The 14,671-nt window shown below is 65.6% G+C and carries 15 protein-coding genes; 5 read left to right on the top strand and 10 right to left on the bottom strand.

Annotated elements, in window-relative coordinates; genetic code table 11:
- Positions 1-19: 19 nt before the first annotated feature.
- The 4 genes from ATO4_RS07535 to ATO4_RS07520 all read right to left on the bottom strand — a co-directional run bounded on the left by ATO4_RS07535 (position 20) and on the right by ATO4_RS07520 (position 2,004).
- A complete protein-coding gene (locus ATO4_RS07535; protein ID WP_083590821.1) occupies positions 20-418 on the bottom strand; it encodes a HepT-like ribonuclease domain-containing protein in 399 nt (132 codons plus the stop codon).
- Positions 415-714, bottom strand: a complete 300-nt coding sequence (locus tag ATO4_RS07530; RefSeq protein ID WP_083590820.1) for a nucleotidyltransferase domain-containing protein — start codon at positions 712-714, stop codon at positions 415-417. Before ATO4_RS07530 ends, ATO4_RS07535 begins: the two co-directional genes overlap by 4 nt.
- Positions 715-1,056: 342 nt before the next feature.
- Complete coding sequence (locus tag ATO4_RS07525) at positions 1,057-1,584, bottom strand: BRCT domain-containing protein (RefSeq protein WP_083590819.1); 528 nt, start codon at positions 1,582-1,584, stop codon at positions 1,057-1,059.
- A 57-nt stretch (positions 1,585-1,641) separates the two neighbouring features.
- Positions 1,642-2,004, bottom strand: a complete 363-nt coding sequence (locus ATO4_RS07520; protein WP_083590818.1) for a hypothetical protein — start codon at positions 2,002-2,004, stop codon at positions 1,642-1,644.
- Between the two features lie 123 nt (positions 2,005-2,127).
- Between ATO4_RS07520 and ATO4_RS07515 the strand changes: the two genes are divergently transcribed.
- Positions 2,128-2,373, top strand: a complete 246-nt coding sequence (locus tag ATO4_RS07515; RefSeq protein ID WP_083590817.1) for a hypothetical protein — start codon at positions 2,128-2,130, stop codon at positions 2,371-2,373.
- Between the two features lie 134 nt (positions 2,374-2,507).
- Here the strand turns inward: ATO4_RS07515 and ATO4_RS07510 are convergent, their stop codons facing one another.
- From ATO4_RS07510 to ATO4_RS07490, 5 genes are read right to left on the bottom strand one after another with little or no spacing between them, the layout of a single operon-like run.
- On the bottom strand, positions 2,508-4,628 hold the full coding sequence (locus ATO4_RS07510) for a TniQ family protein (RefSeq protein ID WP_083590816.1): 2,121 nt from the start codon (positions 4,626-4,628) through the stop codon (positions 2,508-2,510).
- Positions 4,628-5,728: an ATP-binding protein gene (locus ATO4_RS07505; RefSeq protein WP_083590815.1), complete on the bottom strand. Its 1,101-nt coding sequence runs from the start codon at positions 5,726-5,728 to the stop codon at positions 4,628-4,630. Before ATO4_RS07505 ends, ATO4_RS07510 begins: the two co-directional genes overlap by 1 nt.
- A 3-nt stretch (positions 5,729-5,731) precedes the next feature.
- Entirely contained in the window at positions 5,732-8,005 is a 2,274-nt protein-coding gene (locus ATO4_RS07500) for a hypothetical protein (protein ID WP_083590814.1), read from the bottom strand.
- A 47-nt stretch (positions 8,006-8,052) separates the two neighbouring features.
- Positions 8,053-8,727, bottom strand: coding sequence for a hypothetical protein (locus ATO4_RS07495; RefSeq protein WP_083590813.1), 675 nt, complete (start codon positions 8,725-8,727; stop codon positions 8,053-8,055).
- A 5-nt stretch (positions 8,728-8,732) separates the two neighbouring features.
- Complete coding sequence (locus ATO4_RS07490; protein WP_083590812.1) at positions 8,733-8,930, bottom strand: hypothetical protein; 198 nt, start codon at positions 8,928-8,930, stop codon at positions 8,733-8,735.
- 692 nt (positions 8,931-9,622) lie between these two features.
- Here ATO4_RS07490 and ATO4_RS07485 point away from each other — a divergent pair.
- Positions 9,623-10,588 (top strand): hypothetical protein, encoded by a 966-nt coding sequence (locus ATO4_RS07485; protein ID WP_083590811.1) that lies wholly within the window; start codon positions 9,623-9,625, stop codon positions 10,586-10,588.
- 21 nt (positions 10,589-10,609) lie between these two features.
- Positions 10,610-11,746 (top strand): hypothetical protein, encoded by a 1,137-nt coding sequence (locus ATO4_RS28060; RefSeq protein ID WP_210191038.1) that lies wholly within the window; start codon positions 10,610-10,612, stop codon positions 11,744-11,746.
- Between the two features lie 109 nt (positions 11,747-11,855).
- Here the strand turns inward: ATO4_RS28060 and ATO4_RS07475 are convergent, their stop codons facing one another.
- Complete coding sequence (locus ATO4_RS07475) at positions 11,856-12,212, bottom strand: hypothetical protein (protein WP_083590810.1); 357 nt, start codon at positions 12,210-12,212, stop codon at positions 11,856-11,858.
- 164 nt (positions 12,213-12,376) lie between these two features.
- On the opposite strand from ATO4_RS07475, the gene ATO4_RS07470 reads away from it, so the two are divergent.
- Positions 12,377-14,224, top strand: a complete 1,848-nt coding sequence (locus ATO4_RS07470; RefSeq protein WP_176222893.1) for a DNA cytosine methyltransferase — start codon at positions 12,377-12,379, stop codon at positions 14,222-14,224.
- Positions 14,217-14,657, top strand: coding sequence for a DNA mismatch endonuclease Vsr (gene vsr / locus ATO4_RS07465; RefSeq protein WP_245308620.1), 441 nt, complete (start codon positions 14,217-14,219; stop codon positions 14,655-14,657). The genes ATO4_RS07470 and vsr overlap by 8 nt, the downstream gene beginning before the upstream one ends.
- Positions 14,658-14,671: the final 14 nt, after the last annotated feature.

Genomic DNA, 14,671 nt, shown 5'->3' with positions numbered 1-14,671 from the left:
CGCCATGGTCCATGGCGGCTCAAGGCTGGCCATCCGGATCATCCGGCGTCTCCGCCTCCCCGGCGCGCGCCCCGAGGAAAGCCTCGCAGCCGGTAACCAGCGGCCTGATCACCTCCTCAATCGTCACGAACATGTTGTCGGCTTCGATCTTCTCGTATTCGTGGATGGCCGCGTTGCGGGCATCGCGAGCCTCGCGCAGGAAAAGCTCTGCATTGCTCTTCACGATGTCAGGCTGTGCCGCAATCGCTCGCACCGCCGCCTCACCCACGACTTCGACGCAGCGCGTGACGGCGTCGACCGTCTTCTCGTCCTCGGAAAACGCCAAGGGCGTGGCGTCGCCGAGATGGCGGAGCGCCCGTCTGCCCCAGAAGAGCGCCTCGTGAATGGCACTTTGCAGCCTTGCCTGCTCGCGCCTCATACGAGCGGCTGAAGTTCGCTCTGGATCATCTCACGAAGCCCCGGCTTCAATGCCGTTTCGAACACCAGGTCGACCGGCCAGCCCACGGCATCCCGGACATCGCGCCGAAGACGAGCGATGGTGGCGTAGCTCATGGGCCGGGTCTTGCTGACGAGAAGGTCGATGTCGCTTCGACTGTCGAAGTCACCGCGAGAGACGGAACCGAACACGCGCGGATTGGTAACGCCGTATGCGGCAAGGACGTGAAGCAGGGCCGGCTTGTTGGCGTTCAGTGCCTCGAGAGGGCTCGATGCCATCGTCGTCGCCTCACCTCAGAAAGTGACCGGTCCGTCCCCCGGAATGTGCGGCACGAGACCGAAAACCGCAAGGGGATGTAAGCCTGCCGATCGACCGTGAGGCACCCGCCGCAGCCGGTCGAATGATGCCGAGCGGCTGGGCCGGTTGTCGAGATCACCGAAGCCGCGAACTGGCCTTCAGTCCCGTTTTGGCACGCCATTTCCCGGACATCCTGTGAGCGAGGGATTCCGGAGCGGCCGGCGATCGTCCCATTATGACACTAAACCCGCCGGTCACCTGAAGATGCGAATTCGGACACCAAAGATCTGAATTCTCGGCCGGCGGAGTGTCTCGCCACCTCGTTAGGCATCGACCAGCAGGGTGCCGAATTCCATTGCCTTCCGAAGGACGACCTCTTGCAGGATCTCCGGACCGCGTCCTTCGCGGCGCAGTTCGAGCGCTCGCTGGATCTTTCGCCCTTCGCTGGACTGTACCCAGTCACGGGATGCCGCTACCCCAACGACCAGATAGTCCGTGGTCGTCGCCACGGCCGCCGAGAGGTGACCTCCGCGCTCCTTAATCATCTCGGCCACGGCCGTCCGCGACCCGAGGGAGAGCTTGCCGGTCACGACAAAGGTCCTGCGACGGAAGACAATCCGGCGCGCATCCCGGACGACACCCTCGATAGCGCCGACGCTGCCGTAGGTCGCGAGACCCATGTCAACGAAGCTGTCACCGACGAGGCAGGCAACGCGGTCGCAGAGATATCGGCTGTCTGCCTGGCCGACCCCACCGGAAGAAATCGCACCGAGAGCGGCGTCGTTCAGCTTGCGGACGCGCTCGTCCTGGAGAAGTTCAGAATCCAGACGAATGCGGTCGACGAGAACCATCGCCTCCTCGGTCGTGATGACGCCGTCACAGGCTATCCCCGTGCAGAAGCCGTAGAACTAATTGACGCGGCGCTTCAGGTCGCCTCCAGGGTTATCGATGGCGGGTCTCACCAGATAGGCGGACACGATTCGGTGGGCGTCGCGCCCTCCTCCTCGAATTTCCGCATCCACATCACGCACGAAGTCTTCAGCGACCTCGCAGCCGGTGATCTCCGCCATCCCCTTGGCCTCGGCGCGCATCGCCTCCATCTCGGCATCGTCGATCGTCCCACTGGCCAGCAGGCCCCGCAGGAAGCCGTGCCAATGGTCGGATGCCTTGTTGGCATTTGATCCGGCATGGATCTGTCCGAGAGCCGCGCCTTCGTGAGCCAGTCTGTGACTTGCCGAAACCGGCCCGCCCAAATTCACTATAGCGACCATCAAGCGCTTTCCCCACCCATGAGGCTGACATTTGCGAATCAGATATCATGGATCACTCACCTTCTTTCGAGCAAGGTGTTTGTACTTTCGATCTTGAAGGGGAAACCAAATGGGACTGCACCTATGAACGCTGACCTTGGCAGCGAGTTTATCAGACGGAAACATCGTGAATCAGGCGCTGTCTACGGGTTTATCATCTCAATTTTCGCGATTGGTCCGATCTACGACAAGACGAACGGCTTCTTGGCTTTTCTAGCATTTCTGATTCTTGCACCCCTCATAAGCTGGATCGGCATGCAGATAGGGGAGCAACGAGGCAGAGATGAAGTTGCTCGCATCAAAGCAGAGCAAAGCCTCAAGGGCGAATAGTTTCTACAACGCTCTGCCTAGCACCCTACTCTGCCGCACTATCAACTCCACCCGTACCAGCGGACAAGTTGATATCATCCTTGGACCTCCCTCCCGCGCATAGCGTTTGGCGGACCGCATGAGGCGGGTGAACATCAGATAGCCCGCTCCGCCACCCATCGCCTCGACGGCACCCTCTTGCGCCCGATTTCGCCCTTGATACGTCGCGACCGCCCCAGCCGTGTCCACTTCCGGCCGGCCGGCTCGTCGTCATCGCCCTCGGTCCCGGCCGCGACCTCGCGCAGCATTTCCACCGCCGGCCTCGCCGTCGCCTTGCGCACCTGGTTGCTGTGCTCGATCGACTCCGACCGCGTCCGCCGCGTCACGACGACATCGTTCGGGTCGACGTCGTCGAGGTTCAGTCCCTCGGCGGTCTGCCGCGGGTAGAACGTCGCGTGGAACTCCACGGGGTCGAGCAGCGGCTCGATGCCGGCGGCGGCCATGATCGCCTTCATCCGCCTGAAATGCACCCCGTGGTGCTTCGCGAGCGGATGCAGCCCGACGACGTCGCGCATGAACCGCCCGACGCTCTCCTCGGTCGCGACGACCTGCTCGCTGCGCTTGACCGGATTGCGGACGACCTCGAGATCGAAGACGCGGTGCTCGAAGAGCTTCTGGACAGGCTTCTGGCTCAGCCGTGTGCGGTGCTGCACCTCGATGCGGGTCAGCCCGCGTGACGGCGCCGACGTCAGCCGGGCGACTTCGTCCTTCGGAACCAGCACCGCGTCGAGACCTTCGACGCCGACGAGGCGCGCGACGCGCGAGAGCCGGCCCTGGAGGACGAGCCTGATGATCTCCGGAAACGTGCAGATCGCCGCGTGCCTGGCCTCGCCGAGCGGCATCATGCCGGGCGGAATGGCCTCGACCGGCTCGCCACCCATCAGCCGGCACATGGTCTCATCGACGTTGCGGGCCCCGAAACGGTGCTGCGCGTTGTAGACCTTGCCCGCGCCGGTGATGCTGACGAAGCCGCCGGCGTCGACGACCGCATTGATGTGGCGGCGCGTCAGGCCGGTCCGCCGCATGACGGCCGGCAGGGTGAGTATCTCGTCGTCGAGCAGCGCGACCAGTTCACGGACCCTGCCGACGTCGAGCGTCGAGCGGCTGGCGCGGAACTCCGCTTTCTTCGACATCAGGCCGTTGCGCTGCAGAATCGTCTGTAGGAGCGGGACGGTGGTGCCGACCTCGCGGGCGAGCGACCGCAAGTTCCAGACGCGGCGCTCGCCGACCGGAACGCCGAGGACGACGTCGTCCGGATCGAGCGGTACCTCGTCCATGACGACCTCGCGGACGTAATCCACCGCCGGCGCGTAGCCGGGATCTTCACGGCGGGCGTCGAGGAAGTCGTTGATGCGCCCGATCGCCAGTTGCGGTCCCCAGACGCCCTTGCCGGTCCGCGTCTCTCGGATCAGGTCCTCGAGGAAGCGGCGGATCCCGGCGCGCCCTTCGGCAAGGACGGCATGGCCGGCGGCGCCGGCCGCGATCCGCTCTCCGGACGTGAGGCGCGTCAGGCGGACCGCCTTTCCATGCAGAGCGACGGCGCCAAAGACCTCCGCCAGTTCGGCCGTGGCATGGAACGCTAGACCGTCCGGCCAGGTCGCGCCCTTCGTGCCGGTGAACAGGCGATCGCGCAAATACGTCTCGAGCGCCGACGGGGCGTGCCGGACCGCTTCGTCGGCGAGACGGGGAACATCCTCCTCCAGGAACGCGATCGTGCGGCAGTAGTCGTAGGGCGCGAACGGGGTCCGGTCCGGCGCCGCGGCGACGAGGACCAGGCCGTGCTCCGGGCAGGTCCGCAGTGGCGCCACCGTCCATTCGGCGCGCATCCACGAGCCGGCTCGACCGCCGCGGTCCAGATCGGCGGCGACACAGGCGGGACAGAACCGGAAGAAGGTCCGGTCGACCATCTCCGTCCCAAGATCCTGTCCGTGCAGGCGCCAGATACGGCCGGCGTGCCGGCGCGGCGACCACCTGGCGAGAGCGCCATGGCCCATTCCGGCCTTGGTGGACAGGAGTCGGATCGCGGTCTCGTCGCCGAGATCGATCGAGCGGACATCGAGGCCGACCTCTGTCTTCATGTCCGGCACCGACCTGCCGGTGAGATAGGCCAGCCGGGAGAGGTAGCTGGACGCGGTCTCCCGCGGCATCAGGTCCGGCCGGATTCCGAAGACAGGAAGGCGACGCTCCCTGCGGTTCCCGGCGCTTCGGTTCGCCATCAGTCGTCTTCCTCGGGAATGATGAAGGTCCCGGGTTCGAGGTTCTGCCAGTGCTCGGCGTCGAAGACGTTGAACTGGTCGAGCCCGCGGGCCTGCGAGTGCTGCCGGTAGGCTTCCACGAAATCCTGCCGCGCCAGGACGCCGTGATCGCGCTTCAGCGCGGCGTGGATCGCGAACCGGACGATCTGCGCGCAGCGGCCAACCTGGTAGTTCGCGGCATGCGCGATGCGGTCGACGAAGCCGGGCCCGAGTGATCCGTCCAGGTCGAGGCCGGCCTTGCGTCGGGCGAGCGCCTCCAGCACCACCTCCACGATCCGGCGGTCGCCCTGCTTCTCCATGTCCAGGGACGGCATGGTGAAGTAGAAGCTCCGCCGCTCGATCTGCGGGTCCACCTGCGAGATGACGTTCGTCAGCGGGATGCCCGACGGGACGAAGCTGATCGGCCAGCCGTCCTGCTCGGCGAGGTCCTTCAGCGCGTTAGCGACCGCCTGCTGCTCGTTGACGCTCTTCAGCGTCCGGGCGAGATGCTGCGCCTCGTCGATATGGATCAGCTTCACCCGCCGGGCGCGGGCGAGCCGCGTGATCCGCTCCCAGACGCGGTTCTCGGCGAGGTCGACCTTCGGGTTGTCGCCCATCGCGCGCAGGATCCGCAGCCCGAGCCGCTGCAGTGTGCACGGGCTCGGCGCCCGGACGGAGACGACAGGGTCGATCGTGCCCTCCTTCAGGACGATCGGCTGGAACACCTCCGAGCGCTCGAGATAACGGCGGATCATGAAGGTCTTCCCGGCGCCGCTCTCGCCGGTGACGAAGAAGATGAACCCCTCGGGCTTCGCCCAGACCGGGCGGCCCTCGCGAGGCGCCTCGTAGCCGGCCTCGTCCGGACTTTCTCCCGGGCGGACGAGCATCTCGTCGACGGCCTCCTCGAAGGCCTCCGCGAAGCGGGCGTCCCGCGTCGATTCGACGTAGGAGAACTTCACCCGGGATAGGATCTCGGAGATCTCTCGCCGGCGCTCACCGCGCCGGCGAGAGATGATGGCGTCGACGTCGATCCCGGCGAACTGATCCTGGATGTCGTCGAGATGCGAAGTTCTTCGTGCCATGGATCATTCCACCTTGATGTCGTCGGGATCGTTCCCGCCCTCGGGCGAGAACATCTGCCGATGTGCGGCCTTGCCGGCCGGCTTGCGCGGAGCGGCGGGCTTCGGCCGCTTCGCCGTCTTCTGCGTTCCGGAAGAAAGGGGACCGCGATCTGCTGTCGCAACCGAGCGCCCGTGAGGAGCCGCATCGGTCTTCTTCCGGTCGGCCGGATTTCGCGCGGCGTTCCGGCGCTTGCGGTCGAGCCGGTCCTGGAAACGCTTCAGCATCTCGGCGGTCAGTTCGTGGTTCCGCAGAACCCCTGCCCGCTCCATCGCGTGTTGTCCGGTGCTCCAGAGATCCTTGCGGGCGGCCACGCGGATCGGCCGCTCCTCCTCGGCTTCCTCGGCGACGATCTCCCGCAGCATCGCGTTGGCCTGAACCCAGTTCTCGAGCGTGGGATCATTCCGGATCAAGTCGGGCAACGGACCCTTGTGGGGGACGACGAGGAAGCCGGGGCCCTTCTCGTATCGAGGATCCTTCCGCAGCCGGTCGGGCAGATCGACAAGGATCGAGGACAGATCGAGCGGATCGACACGACACACGGCGGGGCCTCCCTCGAGCGCCGGCCGGATGATGTCGAACTCTTCCGACCAGTACTGCAGGTTCAGGAACCGGATACCCTCGGTCGACGGACGACGGAGATGTCGCACCGTGAAGGCGTAGCGCATCTCTTCTGGGGTCGCGAAGGCGGTGACGCCCTTCCAGTCGTTCTCGAGCGCGTCCTGCCAGAAGTTCGCGGGACTGCGCCCCATCAGCCCGGAATGCTGGGCGCGATGGTAGTCGTCGACGATGTAGCGGACGCAGGCGATGTAAAGTTCCTCGAAGGTCAGGCTCGCCTGGCTCTCGGAATCGTAGTCGCCGCGCTCGACGGAATTGGCGAAGGTCCGGCCCGAGAAATTGTGCAGCAGACCGTCCTGGAGCGTGCCAAACCAACGCTCGATCCGCCCGCGCAGCCGCGGGTCCTTCTCCGGAACGGAGCGGTTCGACCCGCAGGCCCGGCCGACGTCGTCGAATGTCGAGTCGAAGGCGGGCCCGCCGTCGGTGACGATCGTCTCCGGGCGGCCGAACATTCTCCAAACCGGGTCGCGGCTGTCGCGACGCCCGCAGCCGGCCAGTTCCGCGAGTGGGGTCTTGTCGACCATCACGGAGCGCAGGCACGCGATGCTGCCGGCGCTGGATGGCGGATAGGGCGACAGATGGAAGCCGACGATGGTGCGCGAATAGGCGTCGATGGCGACGCTCGCCGTGGGACGCACGCGCTGGATCTGTCGCAGCTGCGCCGGTGTGGCGTTCTCGTACTCCGCCGCCGTGCAAAGAAGGACCTGCAGGTCGAACTCCCAGTCGTCCATCTCGATACGCTGGAGCAGTCGGTCCACGACGACGCCGCGGCCGACGCCTGCGTGCCGGTTGATCGCCTTGTCGCACCCTTGGCGCGCCGCATCGACGAGGAACTGGTCGAGCCGCTCGATGTGTTCGCGGACGATCCGCGGCGACGTCATTGCGTGGTGGCTGCCCGTCGTCCGGTTGAGTTGCCAAATGTCGTCGTGCACGCGCCGGACGATCTCGGCCTTGCGCGGGTTCAGCGCCGAACGGTATTCCTCGACCCGCCGCCTGATGATCTCAAGGACGTCCTCGTGGAGTTGCCCGCCGCGGCCGCAACGCTCGCGGGCGTCGCGCAGCCCCTCGATGCGCAGGCCCGCGTCCTCGTAGCGGCGGATCCACGCGTAGAGCGTCGAGCCCGCAGGCACGGCGGGATAGTCCTTCGTCCGCAGATCGGGAATAAGGTCCCGGAAGGCCTCTTCGAACCAGTTCTCCATCCGGTCGCTCAGGTGCGCGACCGCAAGATCGAGCCCTCTGCCGGTGCGCCCGATCTCGGGGACGCCGTTTCCATTCATGGCGATCAGATTCCGCGCCTCGCGGACCCACTCGTAACGCCAGAGAAGCTGCATGCGCGCGACGGCGTCGAGGTCGTCGATCCGGCTCGTGTCGAAGCGGGCGCGCAGCATGCGCACCTGGCGGGAGAAATGGTCGGTGTCGTAGCGCAGACGGTTCGTTTCGATGGCCGCCGACACCTGCCGGTCGGAGAGGAGCAGGTAGTCGTCCTCCATGAAGTCGCCTTCGACCCGCTGGAGGATGTGCGTCCGGTTCTTCTTCCCGATGTAGCGGAAGGCCCTGCCTTCGAAGACGATCCGGTCGGCGCGGCCGAAGCGCCAGTGACGGACGGGGACGATCTGACTCATGACGATCTCCAGCGGAGGCGCGTGGGGCGGGATACGCCCCACGCTATCTACCGAGAATTGAACAGGCGATTGACGAAGATGGTGACCGGTTCGATACGCTCGTGCCCGCGCAGGACGACCTCTCCCGACGCGAGGAGCGCCACGAGAGCCCGCATGCCGCGGAACCCGAGCCCGTCCACCGCCTTCGCCGCGTCGAGCGGAAAATCGGCCGGGGCATCGCGCAGCCACGCGCGGACGGCGGCGACGGCCTGGTGGTCGCGGTCACCCAGGAAGCGCTGGATGAGTTCCGCGTTGTAGACGACGACCCCGCAGACCGTGCGCTCGTCGAGGATGCGGTACTCGTTCGCGAAAGGACGACCATCGGCCCCGATGTTGGCCGGGTCAGACGCGGACCTGGAGAGCCGAAGCAGCACGGCCTCGATGCCGGAATCGAGAACGTCGGCCTCGTACTTGACGGCCTGCGCAATGCGGATGCCGTCAGGCGTCTCGGTCACGATGTCGAACCAGTGCGTCCGGCTTTGCCCGTCCGGATCGTACCAGACGGACGGAACCTGCTCCCTGAGCCGCTCGACGTCCGGTCGGACGGACAGCCGCACGTATTGCTCGGACTCGAGCCGGCTCATGAAGCGGATCTGCACGTTCCCCCGGTGGTCGATGTGGAAACCAACCTGGGAACCGCGCTGCTTCGGGGCCGCCCGGCGGGCGTCGGAAATCCGGGGCACCTGGCCTATCCCGCGTTGGCGATGAGCGTCGTCATGTCCGTTTCGGCCGATTTGCCTGCCGCTACGCCCGCGCCCTCGCCGGCGTTGCCGGCGCGACGACCGGCGTGGCCCGCACGGATAGGCGCGAACGGCGAACGGCTCAGCCCAGCGAAGTGGCCGAAGCGGTTCGAGGTATTGTGGAAGGCGATGTTGTCCGCGCACATGGCGTTCTCCTTTCACGGACGTTGCAGGCAAGCGGGAGCGTTCGCCGGCTGAGGAGCCGGCGTCGGCAGACGCGGACGCAGAGCGCGCAGAAGGTCGTCGGGCACGACGCGAGCCGTGGCCTCAGAACGGATTCCGGGCGTTGCGGGAGAAGAAGGAAGACGGCGGAGACGCGGCGCGCACGTCGGGCGTCATGCCCGGCGCAGGCTGCGGTCCGTCATCGTCGCGGTTGAGGGAGAGTCCTTAGACCCGGCGCACTTCGACCGCCTGGCCGTGACTCTTCGCGACGCGGACGAGCCGCATGCACTTGAGGAGTCGATGGCTACTGAGGCGGGTCATTGAAGGAAGTGCTCCTTGACACGGGGTCTGCATGGAACGGCTCCGAAGCTAACCCCCGGGATCCTACGATTCCGTTAACGAGGGCTGATTTCGGGTTAACGCGGCCTCGAACCAGCGTGGTGTATCGGCAGTTCACTACCGTCGCCGCAGGAACAGAATAGGAACAAATACCGTGGCACGTCAAGCGGGTACACGGGTGATGGGCCGGCGCCGCGGGCGCTTGCGAAACGATTGGCAGCAACGCCGCCATCAGCGTGACACCGTGCAATGTTTTTTTCACGGCCTCGCTTGACCGCGATCCTCGGTGGATCTATCTCGATATCGTGATCATGTGATTACACGGGATAATGAATTCATGAGCGACGCGCCCCATGCCGAGTACTTTTCGACCGATTTCGGCCACGGCCGGGACTACGAGCCCCATGACATCGCGGCGCTCGTTCGCGCCTGCGGCCGGTTCCTCGCGGAGATCGGCGGCGAGGAAGCCGCCAACCGCGGGATGACTGCGTACTTGACCAGTCTCGGCGAACAGATCCGCAGTGAGGATGCCTGGGCCGAGGACTTCGACGAGTCCATGCCGATGGACTGGCCGATTGGCCGGGTGTTCATGGCGCTGAACGCGTATGCCCACCGCGGCATCGCCACCGGCCGCTCGAAGACTCCCGAAGAGCACGAGGCCTTCCTCGAGGAGACGCTGGCGACTGCCGCCGGCTTCATGGCACGGGCTCCCCTCCGGGCGTGGGAAATGGAGAACACCGATCTCGAGAACACCTTCCGGCTCGCCCAGGCGCGCTGGGCGCTCGATCACGACGAACCGATCGAGCCGGCCGCACTGGCGATCTTCGGAGGGATCTCCGAGGGCCGCCTCAGGAACCTGATGTCCGGTGCGAACCGGGCGATGACGCCGGTGGAGGGTAAGATCCCCGCCAAGGAGGCGCTCGATTGGCTGAAGGGCCGCGACAGCTTCCATCCTTCGGTCTGGCGCACCCAGGGCGCCTATCGGGATCGGGATACACCCCCCGTCGAGGAGATCGTCGAGGACCGGGTCTGGTTTGTTCCGGCCGCGCAGGACGGAACGATCTTCCATCCCGGCCTCGAGCGAGACGGCCGCTTCTCGGTCGGCGCGAAGGGAGCGGAGAAGCAGTTTCCGACTTTCGACGAGGCTCTCGACCATCTCCAGAGACTCGCACTTCCCGCCTGGCGCCGGCCGAACCCGAACGGCAACTGGGGCATCGTCCGGGCCGTCTCGTGGACCAGGATGACGCACCACGAAATGACCGAGCACGTCGACCGCTTCCGCTCTTCCTTCACCCGCAACTGATCTTCGACAAAGGAAACTGCCATGACGATGTCGTCGCTCCCGGCGCACGGCCGGATCTCGTGCGCCCGCTGTTTCGCCGGGCAGGCCGAATGGGGCCGAACGTCCATCGAGGAAAACGGATGGATCCTCGAGAACAATCCAATGGCCTGGGGCTCGTCGGATCCGAAGATCCTCGTCCTCGGCTTCTCGAAAGGGGTCCGCCAGACAGGCCCCAACCTTTCGATGCCTTTTGAGGAGATCGCGTTCGCCGGCATGCGCGGCCGGCTCGCCGAATGCCTCGGCAGCCTCGGTCTGCTGCCGGCGGACCGATCGTTCGATCATCTGTTTCGCGCGAGCGAGCCCGACTTCGCGTTCGGATCCCTGATCCGCTGCTCCGTCTCCCACCTGCCGGCCGGCTCGGACAAGCCGTCGAAGTCGGGCGAGATCATCAAGGCGCTCGCCAACCGGCGCGACGGGACGGACTGGGCCGGCAACTGCGTCGACGCCTTCCTGCGCGACCTGCCCCCTCGCCTGAGGCTCGTCGTCCTGATGTCGAACGAGGACGACTACGTCGAGGCCTGCTTCGACCGGGTCGGCCGGGTCAGGCCGAGGCTGCGACGGATCAACGAGGTCGCATACGCGGACGACCGCATCACGTTCGTCCACATCGCCCATTGCTCCGGCACGTCCATCAGCCACCAGCAGAAGTGGATTGCACGCGCTGCCGGCCGTCAGGGCGACAAGGCTCGACTGGCGGATGCCGCCGTCCGGCTCGCAGGCTTCAGGCCGGCGCCGACGGAAGCGGCGCACGAGACGACATGCAAGCCCACGACGAGACCGAAGGTGACGCCGCGCCCTGCGTCTGCCGACACCTCGCCGTCACCCGCCCCCGCCACGACGCCGGCTTCTCCCAGCGGCCAACCCCTCCCGGCGGGCAGGATCCGCGTCCCTCGCGCGAAAGACGGCTCCGTCTTCCATACGGGGCTTCGTCGGGCCGGCGCCTTCCAGATCGGTCCCAAGGGCGAAGAGGTACGGGTCGATTCATTCGACAGGGCCCTCGATCTGCTGGCGCGCATGCGCAAGCCATACTGGCGGCGGCCGAACGCCGAGGGCAACTGGGGCATCGTAGCCGGGAACGACTGGGTGACAGTCGAAGCAAAGCCGGCATCGACCCTATAAGGATGCCAATCCCGTGCCGCGGGGTCGTCGCGGCGGACGGCGGGAAAGACCGCGCCTTTCTTGTGTGAGTGAAACTTCCCGGCGACTTCGGTCGCCGGGCCTTTTCCTTTCAGGGCCTCGGAGATGCGGTCGGCGCGGCGAGCACGTCCTCGCCAAGCGACATCTCCTCGCGATCACGCAGGCTGTCCTCCACCGGTCGCCAAGCGCGGCCGTTGTAGCTGATCCGCGCCACCGCGGTCTGATCTTCGCGGCGACGCACCACGCCGCCGGCCCAGTTTCCGCCCCCGAGGTCGAAGGTCGAGATGTAATGGCCGCAGATCTTCGACGCGTGCCGCAAATCGGCGACCGGAAACCAGAACCCGCTCCGAGTGAGCGGTAACGGATGACCCGGATCTTCGTTGAAATCCGGGTTGCCGACGTTCGCGAGATAGACCTCAAGCGGACGTTCTTCGATGGAATGGGACATGACCGTTTCCTCTGCATGCGCCCAGAACGTTCGCATCCGCAAAAGAAAGAACCAAGATCGACCGCTTGCCGCTTTCGTAACCGCGCCGTTCAATTCGGCTATCGCGAAAGTCGTTCTCGGTTATGCTGCAGGGACGATTCGGGTATCATGAGTTGAAGACATCGATGCAGGCGATCGACCTTTACTGTGGCTGCGGAGGCATGTCGGCCGGCGCGGCAATGGCGCTTCCCGACCTCGATGTCAGATGGGCGCTGGACATCAACGCGTACGCGACGGAGACATTCAAGAAACGTCATCCGGACGCGGTCGTCGAGTGCCGAAACGTCGCGGAGGTCTCCGCCGCCGGGATCGTCGAGAAGGCAGACATCTCCGCGATCGACTGGTTCTTCGCCGGGCCTACCTGCCAGGCGGTCAGCACGATGGGCATCTTCCATCCGGGGGACCCGCGGAACGCGCTCTTCGTGCATTTCGCCCGCCTGCTCGACGGATTCATCGATCTCGGGCTGAAGCCCCGCAACATCGTCCTCGAGAACGTTCCGGGCATCGTCTACGGCAACAATCTCGCCATCGTCAGAGAACTATTCCAGTTTCTCTCCGGTCGCGGATACCAGGTGGCTGCCGACGTCGTCAGCTTCGCTGACTTCGGTCTCCCCCAACTCCGCAACCGGTTTCTCCTCGTGGCGACGACTTCGGACGCCCCGATCAGCTTTCCTCGCCCGATGTTCTCGGAAGACGGAGCCGACGGTCTGCCCCGCTATAGAACGGTGGGAGAGGCGATCGAGGACCTCTATCCGCTTCCTGCTCGGCCGGACAACCATCCACCTCTGCCCTATCCGTCGGAGCCACTCAGCGACTATCAATCGGCGCTCCGGAGCGAGAGCGGCGAACTGCAGAACCACGCTTGTTCGCAAATCAGCGAGTTGAACCGGGCGCGGATCGCGACGGTGCCCCAAGGCGGTAGCTGGAAGGACATCCCCCAGGACATCCTTCCGGAGCGCTTCCACCGCGTGAGGATGACCGACTACGCGACGCTCTACGGCCGGCTGCACGACCAGGCGCCGTCCTACACCATTTCGGCAGGCTTCGCGAACATCACGTCCGGCTGCTTCACCCATCCTCACGAGGATCGGGCGCTGACCATCCGCGAGGGGGCGCGACTGCAGGGATTTCCTGACGATTTCGTCTTCACGGGCCCCAAGACGGCGCAATACCGGCAGGTCGGCAACGCCGTGCCGCCGTACGGCTTCGCACAAGTCGTCCGGCATCTCGCGTCCGGTGCAGAAGGCCGGCCGCCCCGCCTGACGATCGATGCCGTCAACGCGAACAAGGGACTGCCGAAGGCAGTGCGTCGCTTCATGGGACGCAAGACGGACTCCGATCTGGGCAAGGACGGCTACGGCGGAGGCACCTACTGGCCCAAAGGCTGGGGACCGGAGATGGAGCGGGCCGAGGTCGCCAGGAACGGGCACCGCAAGGACGAGGGACCGCTGCGCTACCCGCGTCGTGAACGCCGGGCGGCCAAGGATGGAATTGCCCTGCAACCTCTGACGAGCCTATTCCGAAGCGAAGGCGAAGACCGGAAAGGAATCGCCCGAGCCCTGATGCCGGCGTCAGAGGACGTCACGTTCTCGGTTGCGATCGTCGCCGGACCGGCGAAGAAGCTGGATCCGCTGGACTGCTCGATCGTCCGCTTGCTGTCAGCTATGTCTGAAGTCGGCGGGCGCTTCGTTCTCGACGTACCGTTCGCCTATGTCCGCGGACGCATAACCCTTATCGCGGCTCTCCTGAAGGACGGGGAATGCGGCGGCGCGCCTGTCGAAGTCTTGTCGGACGAAGATGGTCGCGCGGTGGAGATCCGATGGTCCGGCCGCCGCAGGACTGACATGATCCTCGGCTTCGACGGCCATGCGAAGGAACCTGGCACGGCCTGTCTCACCGTGACTTGCATCGCCACTGCCAGGAAGCCACTTCGGGAGGGAAGAACGATCTCCCGGAAGCAGAAAATTGGCTGAACCTCCCGTCGATCCGCGCCGAAGCGAGTTGATGAGGCGCGTCCGTCGGCGCGATACGGCTCCCGAACTGGCAGTCAGGCGCGCTCTGCGCAGACTCGGCGTGCACTATCGGCTGCAGGGCAAGGAACTGCCGGGGAACCCGGACATCGTGAACCGGCGCAGAAAGCTCGCTCTCTTCGTTCACGGCTGCTTCTGGCACCGACACCCGGGCTGCCGCCTTTCCTCGACGCCGAAGACGCGCACCGAATTCTGGGAAGCGAAGTTCGCGCGCAACGTCGAGCGTGACCGACGGGCCGAAATAGAACTCACCGAGGGCGGGTGGTCGGTCGTGGTTATCTGGGAGTGCCAGACGAAGGATTTCGACCGGCTGCTTAAGGACTTGAGCGAATCACTTACTACAACCATAGTGAGCAACGCGCCTAATAGGGGATAGGTCGCACGCGCATG

Source organism: Aurantimonas sp. 22II-16-19i, from assembly GCF_002088275.1.
Classification (GTDB): Bacteria; Pseudomonadota; Alphaproteobacteria; order Rhizobiales; family Rhizobiaceae; genus Jiella.
This window is presented reverse-complemented; position numbering and strand designations above follow the sequence as displayed.